This window comes from Blastochloris sulfoviridis, assembly GCF_008630065.1.
Lineage (GTDB): Bacteria > Pseudomonadota > Alphaproteobacteria > Rhizobiales > Xanthobacteraceae > Blastochloris > Blastochloris sulfoviridis.
The window spans coordinates 199148-218770 of sequence record NZ_VWPL01000002.1 but is presented as its reverse complement, the minus strand read 5'-3'; the positions used below and the strand labels follow the sequence as shown (position 1 = coordinate 218770).

Genomic DNA, 19623 nt, shown 5'->3' with positions numbered 1-19623 from the left:
GCGGACGCTCCAAGTTCTTGGTTTGTCGCATTCTCTTGCGCAAAACCGGTTCCCACTTTTGCGGAGAATGCTCTCGCGTGCGCCGATCCGGTTGAACCGGGCGGACGCTCCAAGTTCTTGGTTTGTCGCACTCTCTTGCGCAAAACCGGTTCCCACTTTTGCGGAGAATGCTCTAGCGTGCGCCGCCCCCGCGCCCACGGAAACCGCACCGATGATCCGCTTTCTCGACCGCCTGTCCCGCCCGCTCCTGCTCGCCATGGATCCGGAGCAGGTCCACGCGCTGTTTCTGGCCGGGCTCAGGCTGGCGCCGCTGCCCAGGCCGCAGGCCGACGATCCGCGGCTGGCCGTTTCGGCGTTCGGGCTCAGCTTTTCCAATCCGCTCGGCGCCGCCGCCGGCATGGACAAGAACGCCGAGGTGCCGGACGCGCTGCTCCGGCTCGGCTTCGGCTTCGTCGAGGCCGGCGCCGTGACGCCGCGCCCGCAGCCCGGCAATCCGCGCCCGCGCGCCTTCCGCCTCCTGGCCGACCAGGCGCTGATCAACCGCTTCGGCTTCAACAATGACGGGATGGAGCGCGTGCGGGCGCGCCTCGCCGCCCGCGCCGGCCGCGGCGGGGTGGTCGGGCTCAATCTCGGCGCCAACAAGGATGCGGCCGACCGCGCCGCCGACTATGTGCGGCTGATTTCGGCGTTCGCGCCGGTGGCCGACTATTTCACGCTCAACGTCTCCTCGCCCAACACGCCGGGCCTGCGCGACCTGCAGGAGGCGGCGGCGCTGGACGACCTCGTCGCCCGCTGCGTCGAGGCGCGCGAGGCCGCCGCCCGGCGCCGGCCGCTGCTGCTCAAGATCGCCCCCGACATCGACCTCGCGGCGCTCGATGCCATGGTGGCGGTGGTGAAGCGGCGCGGGCTCGACGGCATGGTGGTGTCCAACACCACCATCGCCCGCCCGGCGACGCTGACCGACCCGCAGGCGAAGGAGGCCGGCGGCCTGTCCGGCCGGCCGCTGTTTGCGCCCTCGACGCGCCTGCTCGCCGAAACCTACCGGCGGGCCGAGGGCGCCTTCGCGCTGATCGGCGTCGGCGGCGTCGATTCGGGCGAGGCCGCCTGGGCCAAGATCGAGGCCGGCGCGACGCTGGTGCAGATCTATTCCGGCATGGTGTTCAAGGGCCTCGGCCTGATCGGCGACATCAAGTCGGTGCTGCTGGCCAAGCTCGCCGCGGGCGGCTTCGCGCAAATCGCCGACGCGGTCGGCTCGGGCGCCGACCGCTGGGCCAGAGCACAGTGAGCCGAAATCAGCGCTCGCTGACCTTGAACAGCCGCACCAGCAGCCAGATCGGCACCACCACCGCCGCGCCCAGCAGCACGTAGCGGATGATCCGCTCGACCGCCTCGAAGCCGAGGTGGAAGAAATCCTCGAACCGCCGCACCACCCAGCGCACGAAATCGCCCAACGACTGGATGATGTTGAGCGGGTCGAGGCCGATCACCGACAGGATGACGCCAACCACCAGCGACAGCATCAGAAGCCGCAGCGCCACCCACACCGGCGGGCCGCCGAAGAACCTGTCGACTGCAGACGGCGCGGTGCGCGGGCCACGCTCGAACGGAGGCGGGGATGCGGGATCGGGATAGGTCATGAAAGTCTCCGGCGCGGCAAAGCACCCGCATAATACGGTTTCCGGCTGATCAAGCCGGAGAACTGTATTCCGATCGCCGAAAAATCCTGTTCGGATCAAGGATTTTTCGGCGAGACCGTTTCCGGCATCCCGAAGGGATCAGCCGGAAACCGCATAATTGGATGACGGACGCCGCCATTCAAGGCCGACGCGGCCGCGACACCCCCGGCAACCCGCGATTCGGACGCGGTTCGTTCGGCGCCCGTTCGAGAATGACGGACCGGGCAGGACATCGCCTGTCGCAGATCGGGACACCCGAGCGGCCCCGCCCGGCGCTAACCTTTCAGCAACCCGACTCGCCCGGCCGGCCACGATCCGCGATTCGGACATGGTCCGTTCCGTCACCGTTCGAAAATGACGGACCGGACGAGACATCACCTGTCGCAGATCGGGACGGCCCGCCGCGGCGCAAGCGCCGGCAATCCTTTGGTAACCCGACTCGATCGGCCAACGGCTGCCCGCGATTCGGACACGGTCCGTTCGGGCACCGTTCGAAAACCGCGCGGCGGGCGAAACCCCGCCTGTCGCAGATCGGGACGGCCCGAACACCTCCGGCGACCACGGCCCGCCGCGGCGCAAGCGCCGGCAATCCTTTGGTAACCCGACTCGACCGGCCAACGGCGGCCCGCGATTCGGACATGGTCCGTTCCGGCGCCGTTCGAAGACGACGGGCCGCACAGGACTCCGCCTGTCGCAGATCGGGACGGACGATCCGCGCCAAGCCCCCCTCCGGACGTCAAAAATGCGCCCCACAGCGGCTCCTGCCTCTTGCGAAACGCCGCGGCCCGGCCGAGGAAGGCCATCCGCATGCGTTCTCCCGTCTTCCGCTCATCCGGCGACCCGATCGCCGACCGCCGCTACGACCTCGCGCTGGCCTATCGGCGCGACGGCGATCTCGCCGCCGCCGCCGACCTGCTGGCGCAGGCGGTCGAGCTCGCGCCGGACTGGGCAGCCGCCTGGTTCGCGCTGGGCGAGGCGCGCGACGCCCTGGGCGCGCGCCGGGAGGCAGCCGATGCCTTCCGCCGCGCCCGCGACATCGATCCGGACGACGAGCTCGGCGCCGCGCTGCGGCTGGCGCGGCTCGGCGACGGCCAGGCCGCCGATGCGATGGCCGCCGGCTACGTGCAGTCGCTGTTCGACCAGTACGCCGCCGATTTCGACGCGGCCCTGGTCGACCGGCTCGGCTATGTCGGGCCGCAACTGCTGAAGGACGCGCTCGCGGCGCTGCGCGGACCCCACTGGCGGGCCGGCCGATGCCTCGACCTCGGCTGCGGCACCGGCCTCGCCGGCGCCCTGCTGCGCCCGCATTGCGCAACGCTCGTCGGCATCGACCTGTCGGCCGGCATGCTGGCCCAGGCCCGCCGCAAGGGCTGCTACGACGAGCTGGTGCAGGCCGACCTGCTGGCCGCGCTAACCGCCGAGCCGGCCGCCTCGGCCGAGCTGATCGTCGCCGCCGACGCGCTGGTCTATGTCGGCGAGCTCGGACCGGTGTTCGCGCAGGCCGCACGGGTGCTGGCGCCGGGCGGGCTGTTTGCCGCCACCTTCGAGCGCACCGAGACCGGCATCGAGCTGCACGCCAGCCTGCGCTATCGCCACGGCGCCGACCATGTGCGCGGCCGCGCCGCGGCGGCCGGCCTGGAGGTGCTGCGCCTTGCCGCCGCCTCCGCCCGCTTCGATGCCGGCGCGCCGGTGCCGGGCTGGCTGGCGGTGCTGGCGAAACCGGCCTGATCGGCCGGATTTCGCATCATACGGTTTCCGGCTGATCCCTTCGGGATGCCGGAAACAGTCTCGCCGAAAACCCCTTGTTCAGAAACGGGATTTTCGGCAATCGGCATGCGAAGCTCCGGCCTGATCGGCCGGACTTCGCATCATACGGTTTCCGGCTGATCCCTTCGGGATGCCGGAAACAGTCTCGCCGAAAACCCTTGTTCGGAAACGGGATTTTCGGCAATCGGCATGCGAAGCTCCGGCCTGATCGGCCGGACTTCGCGTCAATCCCGCCGGAAGATCACACTCGCCAGCCAGCCGGTGCCGAGCGCCATCAACGCCACGGCGAGGCCGTAGAGCAGCGCGTGGTCGCGGGCATAGACCGCGACGAAGTGCTCGAACCCCACCTTGCTGATCGTCAGCGCCGCCCGGTCGCGCGCCACAAGCTGGCCGGCGGCGAACACCTTGACGTCGACGTCGAACCGGCCGGTCGGCACGTTCGGCGGCAGCGGCACGGTGGCGCGGAACACCGTGCCGGTGAGGAACGACACGTCGGCATCGCTCTCGATATAGAGGCCCTCGCCGCTGCGGATGCGCACGAACGCCTGGCGGAACACGTCGTCGGCCACGGTGTCGGCATAGTCGGGGCCGATGCGCTGCAGGAGCCGCACATTGGCGATGCCGAGCCGCTCGCGCCGCTGCACGTCGCCATCGGCGATGTCGGCCAGCGGCCGGTTGGACAGCACCGCCAGATAGGCCGGCGCCTCCACGAACTCGCGCGAATCGACATTGACCCACAGCCCGAGCACCCGCTCCTTGCGGCGGGTGGTGAAGGACTGGCGCGGCCCCTGCACCGTCACCGCGACGTCGTAGGCGATCCCCTCGGTGAGATAGGCCGGCAGGTCGATGCTGCCGAACACCGCAATGTCGTCCCCGGTGAAGTTGGAGGCGATCTGCACCCGGTCGGTGGAGAGCGAGATCACCAGGCGCTCGGCCGACGCCGGGGCGGACAGCGCCAGAAACGTCAATTGCGCCAGGACCGCCGCGACGGCGAGGCGGACCGGGGCTGGCGCCCTCATCGCACCCGCTCCGTCTGCAGCACGGTGAACATCTCCCCCGGCGGCAGCGCCAGGTCGATCAGGAAGCGCAGCCCCACCGCCAGAACCAGGAGCCCGAGCAGCAGGCGAAGCTGCTCGCCGCGCATGGCCTGGCCGGCGCGGGCGCCGAACTGCGCGCCCATCACCCCGCCGACCATCAGGATCAGCGCGAGCACGACGTCGAGCGACAGGCTGGACAGCGCGTGCATCAGCACCGCCGCCGCCATGGTGGCAAGCGTCAGCACCAGCGAGGTGCCGAGCACCACGCCGGTCGGCACCCGCAGCAGGTAGATCAGCGCCGGCACCAGCATGAAGCCGCCGCTGATGCCCATCACCGCGCCGAGAAAGCCGATGCCGCCGCCGATCGCCAGCACCGGCAGCACCGAGACGTCGAGGTTCGAGCGCCGGAAATGCATGCGGAACGGCAGGCCGGCGAACCACCGGGGCTTGCCGGCCAGCCGCGGCGGCTGCGCGGTCTTGCGGCGGCTGCGCAGGATGGCCTGCACGCTCTCGCCGATCATCAGGCTGCCGATGATGCCGAGCAGCAGCACGTAGGAGATACCGATCGCCAGATCGAGCTGGCCGAAGCGGCGCAGGATGGTGAACACCCACACGCCGAGCCCGGTGCCCACCATGCCGCCGAGCAGCAGCACCCCGGCCAGGCCGAAATCGATCGCCCCCTTGCGCCAGTAGGCGATCGCCCCGGAGGCGGACGAGGCCGCCATGTGGGCGGTGACGGTGACCACCGACACCGCCGGCGGAATGCCGACGAAGATCAGCAGCGGCGTCATCAGGAACCCGCCGCCGACGCCGAACATGCCGGAGATGAACCCGACCGCGATCCCCATTCCGAGAATGAGGAACACGTTCACGGGCAGTTCCGCGATCGGGAGATAGATCTGCACGGGGTTCGGCCTTGCAACGCAGCCGAAGGCCCGGGTTCGCCCGAAGCGCACGCCGGACCTTCCGCAACCGCTTCATACGGGATCCGGACGGTCGCGTCGTGATCCACCGGCCACACGAGGCAAAAATCGTTCCCGTTTCCGCGATCCCGAAGGGATCGTCCGGAAACCCCATCATGCCCATTCCGCGCCGGTCGCCGGAGGCCACTCCAACGGCGAGGGGGCTGCGGACGAACGAGAACGGGGCGCCGACGTTTCCCACCGGCACCCCGTTCGTCGTTCAATGCCTGTCGCGGCCTTCGCTTCGGCCGCGGCCCCCCGGCGGCGATCAGGAGCGGCCGGCCGCCTTCTTGCCCTGGGCACCGGCGGCGCGGTCCCAGTCAGCCGAGGAACGAACGTCATTGGCTTCCGGATCGAGCGGCTGCGCCGCCCAGGTCTGCACCGCCAGCCGGGCGGCGAGCAGGGTCTGGGCATCGAGCCGGTTGGCGACGTCGTCGCGCTTCTTCTGCGCTTCGGTATCGCCCTGGCTCGCCGCCAGCGCGAACCATTTGAAGGACTCGGCCATGTTCTGCTCAACGCCCAGGCCGCGGGCATAGAGGATGCCGAGATTGTACTGGCTGTCGCGCAGGCCGTGGTCGGCGGCGCGGCGGAAGAACTGGCCGGCCTGCCGATAGTCCGGCTTGCCGTCGATCCCCTCGGCATACAGCACCGCGAGATTGTGGATGGCCTTGGCGTTGCCGGCCTCGGCGGCGCGCGTGTAGTAGCTGCGCGCCTTCACCAGGTCGCGGGTCACGCCCTGGCCCTTTTCGTAGAGGCTGCCGAGGCGGTAGGCCGCCGGGATCGATCCCTGCTGCGCGGCGCGATCATACCAGCGCAGGGCTTCGGACAGGCTCTGCGGCACGCCGCGCCCTTCGGCATAGCGGGTGGCGACCTCGAACTGGGCCGCCGCGTCTCCCGCCAGCGCCGCCTCGCGCAGCGCCTGCGGGCCGATCGCCGCCGGCAGCGGCTCCGGCTTGGTGGGGGCGAGCGTGGCGGCGGCCGGCTGCGTCGAGCTGGTGATGTCGGGATCGCTGCTTCCCAGCAGCCCGGCGGAGAAGGCCGGCATGGACGAGGCGGAGATGGCCGGCTGCACCACGCCCGACGACGGCGCCAGGGCGATGACCGGATCGCGCGGCATGGACGATTGCGGACCAGGGGCTGCGGGCGGCGCCTCGGCCGGAACGTCCGCCGGCTCGCCCGGCGGTGCGGCCGGAACGGTCGCCGGCGCCTCGATTGCCGGCGCCTCGGCCTTCGGCGCCTTCGACAGCTTGCCCAGCATCGGCGGCAGGATGATCGGCGCGGCGGCGGCCACCAGCAGCAGCACGACGCCGGCCAGGATCAGCGTCCGGTGGCGCGCCAACGCCGCGCGCACGCCGCTTTGCGCGGGGGCATCGTCGGAGGCGGCGGCGGGCGCGGACCCTTCGGCGGTCGCCTGCTGGGCGGCGCGGCGGGCGGCGGCGATGAAGCTCGCCTTGGAGGTCGCATCCGACAGCGGCTTGCCGCCGAGACCCGGCGCGGTCGCGCCCGCGGCGGACCCCATGGCGCCGGTGGCGACCGTTCCGCTCCGCAGCAGCGGCATGCGCGAGCCCGGCTCAAGCGGCAGATCGGGCGGCAGATCGGACGCCAGATCCGGCGACTGATCGGCGGGCAGGTCGCGCACGAGGTCGGAGGCGGCCTCGGGCGCCGGCTCGCAATTCGACACCAGCGGCGCCTTGGGCGGCGGGCTGGCGGCGGGACGTTCGGCCCGCTCCGCGGATGGCCCGTCGCCGCGGCGTGCAATGTCCTCTTCCAGCATGGCCAGCCGGTCGACCACCCGCTCCAGGGTGCCGTGGACGGTCTCCAGCGTGCCGTGGGTGCGCACCTCGGTTTCGCGCTGGGCCGTGCGCAGGTCCGACAGGTCGCGCATCAGATCGTTGACCGGCGTCACGCCGAGGTCGCGCACCGCGGCACGCGCGGCGTCGATGGCGCTGCAGCGCGATTCCTCGATCTGCGCGAACAGGTCGTTCAGGCCGCGCTCGATGGCGTCGAGCTGGCCGAGGCGGCTGTCGGACTGGTCGAGCCGCTCGACGATCTGGTCGAGGCGCGAATCGATCGAGCCGAGGTCCGGGCCGTTGGCGATCAGGGCCTGGAGGCGATCGAGCTTGTCGACCAGGAGCAGCATCGAGCGCTCGACGGCGATCGGCGCGTTGCGGACGGTGTTTTCGAGCGCGACCTGCAGGCGGTCGAGGCGCTCGCGGATCTCCTCGAGCGCGTCGTCCTCGGCGCTGCCGGCCGAGGTCGCGGCCAGGGTCTCCGCCAGCGCGTCGAGCTTGCGGTCGAGCCCTTCCATGGTCTCCAGCGCGGCGGCGGCGTCCTCCAGCACGCTGCCGATGCGCTCGGCCTTGGCGGCCAGTTGCTGCAGCTCGCCGGTGAAGCCGTCGGCGGCGGTGAGGGCCGGAAACTGTTCGAGCGTGGCGCGCAGCTCGCTGATCTGGCCGGTGAGGCGATCGACCGCCCCCGGCTCCAGCCGCGATTCGTCGAGCGCGTCGAAGCGCTGGTACAGCCCCTTCAGCTCCTCGCCGAGCGCGGTGACGCCGGCTTCGGCCTGGATCTCGCGCACGCCCTCGCGCACCTCGATCAGCATGCGCGTCATGTCGTTGAGCTGGTCGATGTCGATCGGCGGCTGGGCGGTCGCCTCTACCTGCGCGTGCAGCGCCCGCACCGAGGCGTCGAGCGCTTCGAGCGAACGGCACGGCGACAGGTAGCTGACGGTGCGCGACAGGTCGGAAACGTCGCGGCGCAGCGAGGCCACCTCGTCATAATCGGAGCGGTAGCCGCGCAGGCCCGCCCGTTCGTCGAGCAGGCGCTGGCGGGCATTGATCTCGGCCACAGCCGCGTCGAACAGCGGCCGCCGGCCCGCCCGCGCTTCGGCCGCGCCGTGCAGGCGCTCGTTCATGGCCTCGATATTGCCGGCAAGCTCGTTGAGCCGGCGGTGGAGGTCGAGCTGCGGCGATTCCAGGCCGCTGCGCCGCTCCGCACCGGCGCGGCCGGCCGGCCGGCCCAGGCCGTCGCGCGGATGCGTCGCGCCGGCGCGCGGCGGCGCCCCCGCGACCTCGCCAAGCAGGGCATTGAGCCGTCGCGATACCTCGCCCAGCGCCGCCGCGACGCCCTCGGTGCCGGGCTCGGCCGGCTCGGGCTCGCGCACCGGCGGCTCGCACCGGGCGTCCGGCCCTTCGGGACGCTCGATGGTGGCGGGCCGCCGCGGCGGGCTGCGCTCGCCCGCCTCGCCGGTCCCGGCCTGGAGGACGCGCTCAAGCCAGCGCTCCAGGGAAACCCCTTCCCGTTCCGCCGCCGCCCGTGCGGCATCCAGCGCGTCGGCAGCAAGATCCGCGGCCACGTCGGGAGCGGTGCTGCGTCTGTTCCACGATCCACGTTGCGTCATGGTCAAACCCGTCGGGCGTTCGCCGGCACCGCTGGATGGGCCGCCGGAACCGGAATTGCCGACGGCACGCGGGCGCTGTGCTTCCCACGGCACTTTTTCCTGCCACGGTAAATGTACGGTTAACGACGGTGCAACTTCGGCGGCACCACTGCGTTGAGGCGACGTGTGTCGTTTCGGCCGCAATCCGCCGAAGGCCGGACGGTGCGGCCGTGCGCTCTCTTCAACCCGGGCGAATTTTGAATTAGTCTAATTAATCATTCCGTTCGGACAGGAGGGGTGCTCTTTCCTGTTGCGTCTGGGACGAGGAAATTGCGTATGTGAAGGATGAGACACTTTTGGAGGTAATTTCCTACAGAACGGTAGTTGCGGGGACTGCAGCCTAGATGACCGTCTTGTCACAAGTGACCGTCTTTCCGACAGTCCGCGGACGGTGAGGGCTTCCTACAATAAAGATAAACAAGAGTTGGGATGATGATGAAAGAACACGAATTCGCCGCAAGCGGCGTCGACGGACGCACAGGATACGGCGAAACCAAAATCGCGAACCGCTCCGACTATTTCACGATCGGCGATCTTGCCCGGGAGTTCGGGGTAACTTTAAGAGCGTTAAGATTTTACGAGGACAAGGGGCTGCTCAGCCCCAAGCGCGAAGGCCTCACCCGCCTCTACAGCGCCACCGACCGCAACCGGCTGGTCCTCATTCTCAAGGGCAAGCGCTACGGATTCACGCTGTCCGAGATCAAGGCGATGATCGCCCTGCACGAGGGCCGCGACGATGCCGCCAACCTGGCGCTGTCGCAGGAGACGATCCTGCAGCAGATCGCCGTGCTGGAAAAGCAGCGCCAGGAGATCGAGGAAGCGATCGCCGAGTTGCGCAGCAGCCTTCAGCCCTGCAGCAGCGGCCGCCTCGCCAAGACGGACTGAAGCGAAAAGACGGACTGACGCGCGAAGACCGACTGATACGAGAAGACGGACTGATGGGAAATCCGGCCCCAAAGGCCGGAATTCCGTATCGCGCAACGGCGCGGCGCGCCTGCACCTTCGTATGGTTTGCGGTTGATCCCTTCGGGAAACCGGAAACGGTCTCGCCGAAAACCCTTGTTCGAAAAAGGGATTTCGGGCGACCGGAACACGAAAACCCGGCTTGACCAGCCGGATTTCGCATCACTCGGCGGCGCGGCGCGCCTGTTTGGTGAACTTCTTCATCACCCGCTCGCGCTTGAGGCGCGAGATGTAGTCGATGAACAGGCCGCCATTGAGGTGGTCGATCTCGTGCTGGATGCAGGTGGAGAGGATGCCGCCGAACTCCTGCTCCTGCGGCGCGCCGGTCCGGTCGAGGAAGCGCACCCGCACCCGGTCCGGCCGCTCGACCGTCTCGTAATAGTCGGGGATCGACAGGCAGCCCTCCTCGTGGGTGCGCTTCTCCTCCGAGGACCACACCACCTCCGGATTGATCAGCACCAGCGGGCGCTTTTCCTCGCCCTTGCGGGCGGGGTCGATGGTGACGATGCGGCGCGGCTCGCCGATCTGGATCGCCGCCAGCCCGATGCCGGGCGCGTCGTACATGGTCTCGAACATGTCGTCGACGAGACGCCGCACGCCGTCGTCCACCGCCTCGACGGTCGCCGAGGTCAGCCTGAGCCGGGGATCGGGCAGAACAAGAATGTCGCGAATGGCCATAGGGGCGAAATAGGCGATGGAACCTAGCGGGTCAACGAAGGGGCAGAATCCTTTTGCCGCTGTCAAGCCCGCCCGCTCGCATGACGTGTAGGGGTTAGACCGTAGCGGTTGTCTGATTCAGGTCAATGTGCACCGCACTCTCGCATGGTCATATCCGCCCGCCTGGTTGACACGATGACGGGCGGACGCTGCCGGTTCGAGATCGCGTCTTGTTCGTCTGTCGTCGAGTTGCACCGTGGTCTTCCCGAGACTCAAAGGCCGGTACGGGTCTTCGCTATCCGATGACACCGTACCGGCCTCTCTTTTTGCCGAAAATGTTCCCGTTTTGTTCGGTCTCCGGCAGAGGTACCCCGTTGTTTTCCGGGCGCCGCGACGGGGCCGGCCGGGCGGGACGAAATGCCGCCGCATCGTGCGCCGCCGCAAAGCCTTTGGTTGCGTTCGCGACCGGTTTGTCCCCGCCCGGACGTGATGGAACGGCCAGCTTTCGCGGCCGTTCGTATGATACCTCGCGCGCCCAGCGCTCCGGGCGGCCCGCCCGCCCGCCCGTCATGGGCGGCGGCGCGCGCCCCACCCGCCGAAACACCTTTGCGCAGGCGGCGCGAATCGCCAGACTGCCGGCTCCTTCCACCCGCCGCGCCCTGCGGCGCACCAGCGATCCGCCGCATGACCGCCCCCCCGTCCCGCGCCGACTGGTCGGACACGCTCGCCGTCTATCTGCGGCCGCGCGTGCTCATCGTGCTGTTCCTCGGCTTCGCCTCCGGCCTGCCGCTGGCGCTGTCGGGCTCGACGCTCCTGGTGTGGATGCGCGAGGCCAATGTCGATCTCGGCACCATCGGCCTGTTCGCGCTGGTCGGCACGCCCTACACGATCAAGTTCCTGTGGGCGCCGGTGGTGGATGCGCTCAGCGTGCCGATCCTGTCGCGCCTGCTCGGCCGGCGGCGCGGCTGGCTGGTGTTCTCCCAGCTCCTGCTGGTCGCCGCCATCGTGCTGCTCGCCACCCGCGATCCCGCCGTCTCGCCCTGGGCGGTGGCGTTCGGCGCGCTCATGGTCGCCACCGCCTCGGCCACCCAGGACATCGTCATCGACGCCTTCCGCGTCGAGAGCCTGGACGAGCGCGAGCAGGCCGCCGGCATGGCGAGCTATGTCGCCGCTTACCGGCTGGGCATGCTGGCCTCGACCGCCGGCGCCCTGTTCCTGGTCACCGGCTTCGAGCGCTATGGCTTCGAGCGCTCAGGCGCCTGGACCGCCGGCTATCTCGCCATGGCGGCGCTGGTGGTGGTGGGCCTCGTCACCACGCTGATCGCCACCGAGCCGGAGCGCTCGGCCGAGGCAACCCGCCAACAGGCCGGGGCCGGCGCGCTGGCGCGGGTCGCCAGGGCCGCGTCCGGCGCCTTCTCCGAGTTCCTGACCCGCGATCTGGCGATCGCCGTGCTGGCCTTCGTGGTGCTGTTCAAGTTCTGCGATGCCTTCGCCGGCACCATGACCGCGCCCTTCGTCATCGACCTCGGCTTCACGCGCGACGAATACGCGGCCATCGTCAAGGGCGTGGGGCTGGCGGCGACCCTGGTCGGCGGCTTTGCCGGCGGCTTCATCGCCCGCGCAACGCCGCTCGCGAGTGCGCTGTGGATCGGCGCCCTGCTGCAGATGGTCTCGAACCTGGTGTTCGTGGGGCTCGCCTTTGCCGGCACCAATCTGTGGGCGCTGTCGGCGGCGATCATCGCCGAGAACTTCGCCGGCGCCATCGGCACGGTGATCTTCGTCGCCTACCTCTCGGCGCTGTGCTCAAGCCCGGCCCACACCGCCACCCAGTACGCGCTCCTGACCGCGCTCGCCGCGGTCGGGCGGACGTACCTGTCGGCCGGCGCCGGCTATGTGGCGCAAGCGGCCGGCTGGCCGCTGTTCTTCGCGCTGTCGTCGCTGGTCGCGGTGCCGGGCCTCGTGCTGCTGGCCATCCTGCAGGCGCGCGGCCATTTCGCCGGGCTCGATCAGGCCGACCGGGCCAAGGCGAGATAGATGGACGCGATCACGCCAACGGCAGCGAAAGCTGGCCGTTGGCTCCAGTCGCAGATTTTCGCGAAATCTTTGATTTCCGAGAAGAAAATCCGCGATGGTCAACGGCCCCACGCGTCAGCGTCTGGGGCTGTTGGTCTCATTAGGCCGGCGTGCGGGCGCGCAGCGCCTGGGCCAGCGTGCCCTCGTCGAGATAATCGAGCTCGCCGCCCACCGGCACGCCGTGGGCGAGGCGCGAGATCTTGACGCCGGTGGGGCGCAGCAGGTCGGTGACGTAGTGGGCGGTAGTCTGGCCGTCGACGGTGGCGTCGAGCGCCAAGATCACCTCGCGCACCTCGCTCCCCGTCACCCGCCCGACGAGGCCGGCAAGGTTGAGGTCGTCCGGACCGACGCCGTCGAGCGGCGACAGCGTGCCGCCGAGCACATGGTAGCGCGCCTGGATCACCGAGGCGCGCTCCAGCGCCCACAGGTCGGCGACGTCCTCGACCACCACCATCAGGCTCGGATCGCGGCGCGGGTCGGCGCACACGCTGCACGGATTGACCGAGTCGATATTGCCGCAGATGCGGCAGACCGAGACCTTGGCCAGCGCGTCGTCGAGCGCGGTGGCCAGCGGCGCCATCAGCTGCTCGCGCTTCTTGATCAGGTGCAGCACGGCGCGCCGCGCCGAGCGCGGCCCCAGCCCCGGCAGGCGGGCCAGGAGCTGGACCAGGCGTTCGATCTCGGGACCGGCGGCAGCGGGCATCGGGGGATCAAACGCTCTACGGTTTCCGACGGATCGGCTCGGCTTCTTTCTTCCCTCTCCCCTTGCGGGAGAGGGTGGCGCGACCGAGCGAAGCGAGGTCGAGCCGGGTGAGGGGTGCATTCGGCTGATGCTGAAAGGTTTACCCCTCACCCGCCTCGCGATCTTCGATCGCTCGGCACCCTCTCCCGCAAGGGGAGAGGGAAGAAGGAGCGCGGTTCCCGATCGGCCGAGACTTGGGACGGTCTCTAAGAACCTCTCTTCGGCAAACGGTCCCGGGTCGCGCGGCTGACGCCGCTTGCCCGGGACGACGATTTGCGGCGAAACCGCTCAGAACAGCTTCATGCCGGGCGGCAGCGGCAGGCCGCCGGCGAGACCGGACATCTTCTCGGCCATCACCGCCTCGGCCTTGCGGCGGGCGTCGGCGAGCGCCGCCATCACCAGATCCTCGACGACTTCCTTCTCCTCGGGCTTGAGCAGGCTGGCATCGATCGACAGCGCCCGCATCTCGCCCTTGGCGGTGGCGCGGCAGGTGACCAGACCGCCGCCGGCCTCGCCGTCGACCTCGGTGCGGTCCATCTCGGCCTGCAGTTCCTCAAGCTTGGCCTGAAGCTGCTTGGCCTTGCCCATCATTCCCATGATATCCATGTCGTCCCCTCTTGGTGCTCGTTAACCTTGGTGTGGGTCAGAACGCGTCGTCCTCGTCGGAATCGAGGAAGGGGCCGTCGAGACCCACGTCGTCGAGACCCCCATCGTCGAGATCCCTGCCGTCTGACCCGTCGTCGGCGGCAGGCGGCGACTCGGGGGCCAGCCGCCGCACCTCGACGATCTCCGTGCCGGGGAAGCGCTCCATCACCGCGCGCACCGCCGGATGGGCGCAGATATCGTGGCGCATCCGCGCGCTCTCGGCCTCGCGCTTCTCCGCGAGCGTCTGGCCGCCGCCCTCGCGCGACAGGGTCACCACCCAGCGCCGGCCGGTCCAGGCCTTCAGCTTCTCGCCGAGTTCGGCAACGATCGACGGCGAGGCGCCGGCCAGCGCAATCTCCAGCCGCCCGTCCTGGAAGGCGACCAGCCGCACCCCGGTCTCCAGCGCCGTCTTGAGCAGGATGTCGCGGCGGCTTCCCGCCAGCGCCACCAGCTCCTCGAACGTTTCGAGGCACACCCCGGCCTCGGCCTGCGCCACCGGCCGCGCCAGCGCGCTCGCCATCGGACTGCCAACCGAACCGCCGACCGGCGCCACAAGCTGGGCGCGCGCGCCGCCAGTGGGCCCCGGCGGAAGGGACGGCGCCGCTCCGCCAGCGGCAAGCTCGGCGAGCTTGCGCAACGCCTCGTCCGGCGTCGGCAGGTCGGCGGCATAGGCGATGCGCACCAGCACCATCTCGGCCGCCTGCACCGGCCGGGCCGCGGCATTGACCTCGGCGATGCCCTTCGACAGCATCTGCCACGCCCGCCCCAAAACCCGCATCGACAGCGTCCCCGCCAGGTCGCGGGCATGGCTGCGCTCGGCCTCGACCAGCGCCGGATCGTCGGCCACCGCCGGCACGATCTTCACGCGGGTGACGAGGTGGGTGAAGTCGGCGAGATCGACCAGGATCGACACCGGGTCGGCGCCGGCATCGTACTGGGCGCGGAATTCGCCCAAGGCGCCTGCCATGTCGCCGCGCAACAGCGCCTCGTAGAGGTCGATGATGCGGGCGCGGTCGGCGAGCCCCAGCATGGTGCGCACGGCTTCCGCCTCGACGCGGCCGGCGCCGTGGGCGATCGCCTGGTCGAGCAGCGACAGCGCGTCGCGCACCGACCCTTCGGCGGCCCGCGCGATCACCGCCAGCGCCTCGGGCTCGGCGGCAACGCCCTCGCTGTCGCAGATGCCGGCGAGGTGGCGCACCAGCACGCCGCCCTCGATGCGGCGCAGGTCGAAGCGCTGGCAGCGCGACAGCACCGTCACCGGCACCTTGCGGATCTCGGTGGTGGCGAAGATGAATTTCACGTGCTCGGGCGGCTCTTCCAGCGTCTTGAGCAGCGCGTTGAAGGCCGCCGTCGAGAGCATGTGCACCTCGTCGACGATATAGACCTTCATGCGCGCCGAAACCGGCCGGTAGCGCGAATTGTCGGTGAGCTCGCGGATGTCGGCGACGCCGTTGTGCGAGGCGGCGTCGATCTCGATCACATCGACGTGCCGGCTCTCCATGATGGCGCGGCAGTGCACGCCCTCGGCGGCAAGCTCGATGGTCGGGCCGGCGACGCCCGGCGCCTCATAGTTCAGGGCGCGGGCGAGGATGCGCGCGGTGGTGGTCTTGCCGACGCCGCGCACCCCGGTGAGAATCCACGCCTGGGGAATGCGGCCGGTGGCGAACGCATTGCCGATGGTGCGGACCATCGCCTCCTGGCCGATCAGATCCTCGAAGCGCTGCGGGCGGTATTTGCGCGCCAGCACCCGGTAGCCGGCGCCGGCGGGAGCCGGCTGCGACGGGCTCGCCTGCGGCGGAGTCGCCAGCAACGCCGTCTCCGGCCCGGCGGGGGCCTGGCCGTGCGCCGGGAGGGGAAGCGGGGTCGCGTCGGTCATCGCGGGGAAGCGGCCTCGTCGGCGCTCGCGGCCTCACGGGAACGAACCGGCACTGGCGAGCGGCAGGTCTAGCAGGACATGTCCGGAGCGACAGGTCGCACGTCTCAGGCGACTGGTCGAAAGTGGGAGGTTGGACAAGCGACCCGGCCCGGTCTCGTTAGGGCTGCTTCCTTCCGGACCTGACCCGGTTGGCGAGTGGTCCGTCCACCGCCAACCTCCCGGCCCCTATATCGTCTGCCGGCACCGCGATGGCAAGCCGGCAGATCATCGGGATCGCCCGAATATCCCCGGCTGCGGACGACGACCCGCCGCGCCCCGGTTCAGCTCGCCACCCGAGAGCCCTGTTCGGCGATGCGGCGGAAGTCCTCGCCCTCGTCATAGATGATATTGACGATGGCCCAGCCGCTGTCGGCCGGCGCGAGGTGGACGTAGACCTGCCGCGGCTCGCTGCCCACCGTGAACTCGACCGCGACGATGCGCTCCTTCGGCAGGCCCGGAATATTGGTGACGCGCTTCACCGCAAGGTCGCGACCGCCGCCGGCACCGGGGCCGAACACCGCCGCCCGCAGGCGCTCGGCCTCGGCGAGGCCGACCGGCTTGGCCCGCGCCTGCCACAGCCGCCGCAGGTCGGCGCTGAGCAGCGCCAGGAAATCCCGCTCGGGCAGGCCATTCGTCCCGGCCGCCGCCTTCGTGTAGACGGTCCGCACCAGCGACACCGGGTCGTCGGGCGCGGCGGCCTGGGCGGGCGTCAGCGCCCCCGGCCAGAAGCCGGCCAGCACCACGCCAGCCAGCACCGCCCCGGCCAGAAGCCGGCGCCGATCAACCCGCTGCCGATCCCTGTCATGTATCATCGGAGGTTCACCGTGGCGCATGAATGAGCTTTCCTGTCCCTCAACGGTCACAGACCGGGCTGGTTTCATGCGTCTTAGTCACAAAATCTAACTACAAGGTTCGAAGCCAAGGTTCGGAGGCAAGGTTCGGAGGATGCCATGACGCTTCCTTTCGCGATGGACGCCCGCCTTGAGCAGGGCAGCGTGCCGCTGGCCGACCTGCCGCTGTCCGTGGTGCGGCTGGTCGACGATGCCCGTTTCCCCTGGCTATTGCTGATTCCGCGCCTCGCCGGCGTCGTCGATCTGATCGACATCGCGCCCGCCGACCGGGCGGTGCTGATCGAGGAGATCGCCGCCGCCGCATCCGCCCTCAAGGAAGCCACCGGCTGCACCAAGCTCAATGTGGCGACGCTGGGCAACCAGGTGCCGCAGCTTCACATCCACGTCATCGCCCGTTTTCGGGGCGACGCGGCTTGGCCGGACCCGGTGTGGGGCAAGGGCGTGCGCGTGCCCTACGCCGCCCCGGCCCGCGAGGCGCTGGTGAAATCCCTGCGGGCAAGCCTCGCGGTCTGATCCCGAGGGTAGCGAGCGCCGGCCGTTGGTGCCCCCTCCCCCAGCCGGGCAGATCGGGGACTCACTGGCTCGCGGCGTCGTCCCCGGCGGCCTCCAGCGCGAAGGCGGCGGCGAACAGCGCCCGCGTGTAGGGGCTCTCGGGCGCCCGGAACAGCCGCTCGGCCGGCCCCTCCTCCACCACCTTGCCCGCCCGCATCACCAGCAGGCGGCTGGCCAGTGCCGCCACCACCTTGAGGTCGTGCGAGATGAACAGGAAGGTGAGGTCGCGCCGCCGCTGCAGATCGCGCAGCAGGTCGACGATCTGCGCCTGCACCAGCATGTCGAGCGCGCTGGTCGGCTCGTCGAGCACCACGAAGGACGGCTCCAGCACCATGGCGCGCGCCACGGCGATGCGCTGGCGCTGGCCGCCGGAGAATTCATGCGGGTAGCGGAACCGCGTCTCCGGATCGAGCCCGACATCCTCAAGCGCCGCCACCACCCGCACCGCCCGCTCCGCCTCGGTGAGCCGGGGCTGATGGACGAGCAGCCCCTCGGCGATGATGTCCTCGACCGACATGCGCGGGCTCAGCGAGCCGTAGGGATCCTGGAACACGATCTGCATGTTGCGCCGGTGCGGCCGCATCTCCTTGAAGCCGAGGCCCTGCACCGGCGCGCCCATGAACACGATCGGGCCGTCGGAGGAGATCAGCCGCAGGATGGCGAGGCCGAGCGTCGTCTTGCCCGAGCCCGATTCGCCGACCACGCCCAGCGTCTCGCCCTTGCGGATGGCGAGCGACACGCCGTCCACCGCCTTGATGTGGCCGATTGTGCGCCGCAGCACGCCGCGCTTGATCGGAAACCAGACCTTGAGATCCGTCGTCTCCACCACCACCGGCGCCTCGGGCTGGGGCGGCGCCGGCTCGCCCTTGGGCTCGGCGGCCATCAGCGCCTTCGTATAGGGGTGCTCGGGGGCCTCGAAGATGCGCGAAACCGCCCCCTCCTCGACGATCTTGCCCCCGTTCATCACGCACACCCGGTCGGCGATCTTCTTCACGATGCCGAGGTCGTGGGTGATGAACAGGATCGCCATGCCGAGCCGGCCCTGCAGCTCCTTGAGCAGCGTCAGGATCTGGGCCTGCACCGTGACGTCGAGCGCAGTGGTCGGCTCGTCGGCAATCAGGAGGTCGGGCTCGTTGGCGAGCGCCATGGCGATCATCACCCGCTGGCGCTGGCCGCCGGAGAGCTGGTGCGGATAGCTGCCGAGCCGCGCCGCGGGATCGGGAATGCCGACCTGGGTCAGGAGCTCGATGGTGCGCGCCCGCACCGCCGCGCCGCGCAAGGGGCGATGCAGCTCGATGATCTCGCCGATCTGCTTCTCGATGGTGTGGAGCGGGTTGAGCGAACTCATCGGCTCCTGGAACACCATGGTGATGTCGTCGCCGCGCACCCGCCGGATGTCGCGCTCGGCAAGGCCGAGCAGATCCTCGCCCTTGAAGCGCACCCGGCCCGAGGGGTGAAAGGCGGACGGGTAGGGCAGGAGCTTGAGGATCGACAGCGCCGACACCGACTTGCCGGAGCCCGATTCGCCGACCAGGGCCAAGGTCTCGCCCTTGTTGACGGTGAACGAGATGCGATCGACCGCCAGCGTTTCGCGCTTGCCCTGGCGAAAGGCGACGGAGAGGTCTTCGACGGTGAGGAGGGGGTGAGTCATGGGAGCCGATCCAGCAACAAATCAAGATCCGTGGCCGGGTCGCAGCGAGGGACGCTGAAATCGGCCGGGAGACGCTTATCGGCGCTGACAATGACGGCGCAGCCGGCGAGCTCTGCGGTCGCCAAGTAAAGGGCGTCGGGCAACTTGACGGTTCGCCACTTCGCCCGGATGGCGGCGGCCTGACGGATCACCCGATCGTCGATGTCGCGCAGGTCGACATATCGCGACAGGTCTTGTCCATAGAACTTGAGCAACGCTTCGTTCCTGTCGGCAATCGGCACCACCAACACCTCACCGAGAACCAGGTGCGAACTGACCAGGATCAGACGGCCATCGAGCCCAAGATCGAGCATTCGGCCTAGGGCCTCAATTCCGTCGCCCGTTCCCTCGGCAAGGCCGATGACGGCGTTGGCGTCCAGATAAAGGCGCTGGACCGGCACCTAGAACGCCTCGCCTTCGCGGATCTTCCGCACCCGTTCGACGGCATCCGCAAGCGAGAGGCGACCCCGCCCCAACTTCTGCCGCAGTTCGGCAAAGCGCTGCGGCGCGCCCCTGGTCTCGGCAACGACGGTCACGGTGACGCTCGCGCCCGGCTCGATGTCGCCCCGCAAATCCTCCGGCAACTTCGAGACCGGGTAGTTCTCGCGGACGATCCTGTTCATCTGGCAACTCCGTCCCTTGGTTGCATCCTAC

17 protein-coding genes and 1 other RNA gene are annotated in these 19623 nt (G+C 69.8%); 5 read left to right on the top strand and 13 right to left on the bottom strand.

Translation table 11 applies throughout. The features are described from left to right. Positions 1-211 precede the first annotated feature (211 nt). Positions 212-1285, top strand: a complete 1074-nt coding sequence (locus tag F1193_RS02050; RefSeq protein ID WP_150095997.1) for a quinone-dependent dihydroorotate dehydrogenase — start codon at positions 212-214, stop codon at positions 1283-1285. Positions 1286-1292: 7 nt separating this feature from the next. Here F1193_RS02050 and F1193_RS02045 read toward each other — a convergent pair whose 3' ends face one another. Further along, positions 1293-1637 carry a DUF6460 domain-containing protein gene (locus tag F1193_RS02045; RefSeq protein WP_246164067.1) on the bottom strand — a complete coding sequence of 115 codons (345 nt, stop codon included), beginning with the start codon at positions 1635-1637 and terminating at the stop codon, positions 1293-1295. 846 nt (positions 1638-2483) lie between these two features. On the opposite strand from F1193_RS02045, the gene F1193_RS02040 reads away from it, so the two are divergent. Further along, entirely contained in the window at positions 2484-3404 is a 921-nt protein-coding gene (locus F1193_RS02040) for a class I SAM-dependent DNA methyltransferase (RefSeq protein ID WP_150095996.1), read from the top strand. 263 nt (positions 3405-3667) lie between these two features. Here F1193_RS02040 and F1193_RS02035 read toward each other — a convergent pair whose 3' ends face one another. The 3 genes from F1193_RS02035 to F1193_RS02025 all read right to left on the bottom strand — a co-directional run bounded on the left by F1193_RS02035 (position 3668) and on the right by F1193_RS02025 (position 8797). Beyond that, complete coding sequence (locus F1193_RS02035; protein WP_150095995.1) at positions 3668-4462, bottom strand: TIGR02186 family protein; 795 nt, start codon at positions 4460-4462, stop codon at positions 3668-3670. Beyond that, positions 4459-5385 carry a sulfite exporter TauE/SafE family protein gene (locus tag F1193_RS02030; RefSeq protein WP_246164066.1) on the bottom strand — a complete coding sequence of 309 codons (927 nt, stop codon included), beginning with the start codon at positions 5383-5385 and terminating at the stop codon, positions 4459-4461. The genes F1193_RS02035 and F1193_RS02030 overlap by 4 nt, the downstream gene beginning before the upstream one ends. Positions 5386-5710: 325 nt before the next feature. Continuing rightward, complete coding sequence (locus F1193_RS02025; RefSeq protein WP_150095994.1) at positions 5711-8797, bottom strand: SEL1-like repeat protein; 3087 nt, start codon at positions 8795-8797, stop codon at positions 5711-5713. A 513-nt stretch (positions 8798-9310) separates the two neighbouring features. Here F1193_RS02025 and F1193_RS02020 point away from each other — a divergent pair. Continuing rightward, the gene (locus F1193_RS02020) at positions 9311-9766 is read left to right on the top strand and encodes a MerR family transcriptional regulator (protein ID WP_246164065.1); all 456 of its coding nucleotides are present in this window, start codon (positions 9311-9313) and stop codon (positions 9764-9766) included. 240 nt (positions 9767-10006) lie between these two features. Here F1193_RS02020 and def read toward each other — a convergent pair whose 3' ends face one another. Further along, positions 10007-10522 (bottom strand): peptide deformylase, encoded by a 516-nt coding sequence (def, locus tag F1193_RS02015; RefSeq protein WP_150095993.1) that lies wholly within the window; start codon positions 10520-10522, stop codon positions 10007-10009. A gap of 663 nt (positions 10523-11185) precedes the next feature. On the opposite strand from def, the gene F1193_RS02010 reads away from it, so the two are divergent. Beyond that, positions 11186-12535 carry an AmpG family muropeptide MFS transporter gene (locus F1193_RS02010; protein WP_150095992.1) on the top strand — a complete coding sequence of 450 codons (1350 nt, stop codon included), beginning with the start codon at positions 11186-11188 and terminating at the stop codon, positions 12533-12535. 139 nt (positions 12536-12674) lie between these two features. Here the strand turns inward: F1193_RS02010 and recR are convergent, their stop codons facing one another. The 5 genes from recR to F1193_RS01985 all read right to left on the bottom strand — a co-directional run bounded on the left by recR (position 12675) and on the right by F1193_RS01985 (position 16688). Beyond that, entirely contained in the window at positions 12675-13277 is a 603-nt protein-coding gene (gene recR / locus F1193_RS02005) for a recombination mediator RecR (RefSeq protein WP_150095991.1), read from the bottom strand. Positions 13278-13604: 327 nt separating this feature from the next. Further along, on the bottom strand, positions 13605-13922 hold the full coding sequence (locus F1193_RS02000) for a YbaB/EbfC family nucleoid-associated protein (RefSeq protein WP_150095990.1): 318 nt from the start codon (positions 13920-13922) through the stop codon (positions 13605-13607). A gap of 37 nt (positions 13923-13959) precedes the next feature. Next, on the bottom strand, positions 13960-15837 hold the full coding sequence (locus tag F1193_RS01995; RefSeq protein WP_150095989.1) for a DNA polymerase III subunit gamma/tau: 1878 nt from the start codon (positions 15835-15837) through the stop codon (positions 13960-13962). Between the two features lie 122 nt (positions 15838-15959). Next, an RNA gene (ffs, locus tag F1193_RS01990) (signal recognition particle sRNA small type) lies at positions 15960-16056 on the bottom strand. Positions 16057-16157: 101 nt separating this feature from the next. Beyond that, complete coding sequence (locus F1193_RS01985; RefSeq protein WP_150095988.1) at positions 16158-16688, bottom strand: hypothetical protein; 531 nt, start codon at positions 16686-16688, stop codon at positions 16158-16160. Between the two features lie 138 nt (positions 16689-16826). Between F1193_RS01985 and F1193_RS01980 the strand changes: the two genes are divergently transcribed. Continuing rightward, on the top strand, positions 16827-17240 hold the full coding sequence (locus F1193_RS01980; RefSeq protein WP_150095987.1) for an HIT domain-containing protein: 414 nt from the start codon (positions 16827-16829) through the stop codon (positions 17238-17240). Positions 17241-17301: 61 nt separating this feature from the next. Here the strand turns inward: F1193_RS01980 and F1193_RS01975 are convergent, their stop codons facing one another. Genes F1193_RS01975 through F1193_RS01965 form a run of 3 tightly spaced genes read right to left on the bottom strand, consistent with a single transcriptional unit; the run spans position 17302 to position 19592 of the window. Further along, the gene (locus tag F1193_RS01975) at positions 17302-18930 is read right to left on the bottom strand and encodes an ABC transporter ATP-binding protein (RefSeq protein ID WP_150095986.1); all 1629 of its coding nucleotides are present in this window, start codon (positions 18928-18930) and stop codon (positions 17302-17304) included. Beyond that, positions 18927-19370, bottom strand: coding sequence for a type II toxin-antitoxin system VapC family toxin (locus tag F1193_RS01970; RefSeq protein WP_150095985.1), 444 nt, complete (start codon positions 19368-19370; stop codon positions 18927-18929). The genes F1193_RS01975 and F1193_RS01970 overlap by 4 nt, the downstream gene beginning before the upstream one ends. Next, on the bottom strand, positions 19371-19592 hold the full coding sequence (locus F1193_RS01965) for a hypothetical protein (RefSeq protein ID WP_150095984.1): 222 nt from the start codon (positions 19590-19592) through the stop codon (positions 19371-19373). Positions 19593-19623: the final 31 nt, after the last annotated feature.

What these genes read in the sequence shown, in the direction of transcription:
- F1193_RS02050 (WP_150095997.1), top strand. Translation starts at nt 212, where the DNA reads ATGATCCGCTTTCTCGACCGCCTGTCCCGCCCGCTCCTGCTCGCCATG.
- F1193_RS02045 (WP_246164067.1), bottom strand. Translation starts at nt 1,637, where the DNA reads ATGACCTATCCCGATCCCGCATCCCCGCCTCCGTTCGAGCGTGGCCCG.
- F1193_RS02040 (WP_150095996.1), top strand. Translation starts at nt 2,484, where the DNA reads ATGCGTTCTCCCGTCTTCCGCTCATCCGGCGACCCGATCGCCGACCGC.
- F1193_RS02035 (WP_150095995.1), bottom strand. Translation starts at nt 4,462, where the DNA reads ATGAGGGCGCCAGCCCCGGTCCGCCTCGCCGTCGCGGCGGTCCTGGCG.
- F1193_RS02020 (WP_246164065.1), top strand. Translation starts at nt 9,311, where the DNA reads ATGATGATGAAAGAACACGAATTCGCCGCAAGCGGCGTCGACGGACGC.
- def (WP_150095993.1), bottom strand. Translation starts at nt 10,522, where the DNA reads ATGGCCATTCGCGACATTCTTGTTCTGCCCGATCCCCGGCTCAGGCTG.
- F1193_RS02010 (WP_150095992.1), top strand. Translation starts at nt 11,186, where the DNA reads ATGACCGCCCCCCCGTCCCGCGCCGACTGGTCGGACACGCTCGCCGTC.
- recR (WP_150095991.1), bottom strand. Translation starts at nt 13,277, where the DNA reads ATGCCCGCTGCCGCCGGTCCCGAGATCGAACGCCTGGTCCAGCTCCTG.
- F1193_RS02000 (WP_150095990.1), bottom strand. Translation starts at nt 13,922, where the DNA reads ATGGATATCATGGGAATGATGGGCAAGGCCAAGCAGCTTCAGGCCAAG.
- F1193_RS01995 (WP_150095989.1), bottom strand. Translation starts at nt 15,837, where the DNA reads ATGACCGACGCGACCCCGCTTCCCCTCCCGGCGCACGGCCAGGCCCCC.
- F1193_RS01985 (WP_150095988.1), bottom strand. Translation starts at nt 16,688, where the DNA reads ATGATACATGACAGGGATCGGCAGCGGGTTGATCGGCGCCGGCTTCTG.
- F1193_RS01980 (WP_150095987.1), top strand. Translation starts at nt 16,827, where the DNA reads ATGACGCTTCCTTTCGCGATGGACGCCCGCCTTGAGCAGGGCAGCGTG.
- F1193_RS01975 (WP_150095986.1), bottom strand. Translation starts at nt 18,930, where the DNA reads ATGACTCACCCCCTCCTCACCGTCGAAGACCTCTCCGTCGCCTTTCGC.
- F1193_RS01965 (WP_150095984.1), bottom strand. Translation starts at nt 19,592, where the DNA reads ATGAACAGGATCGTCCGCGAGAACTACCCGGTCTCGAAGTTGCCGGAG.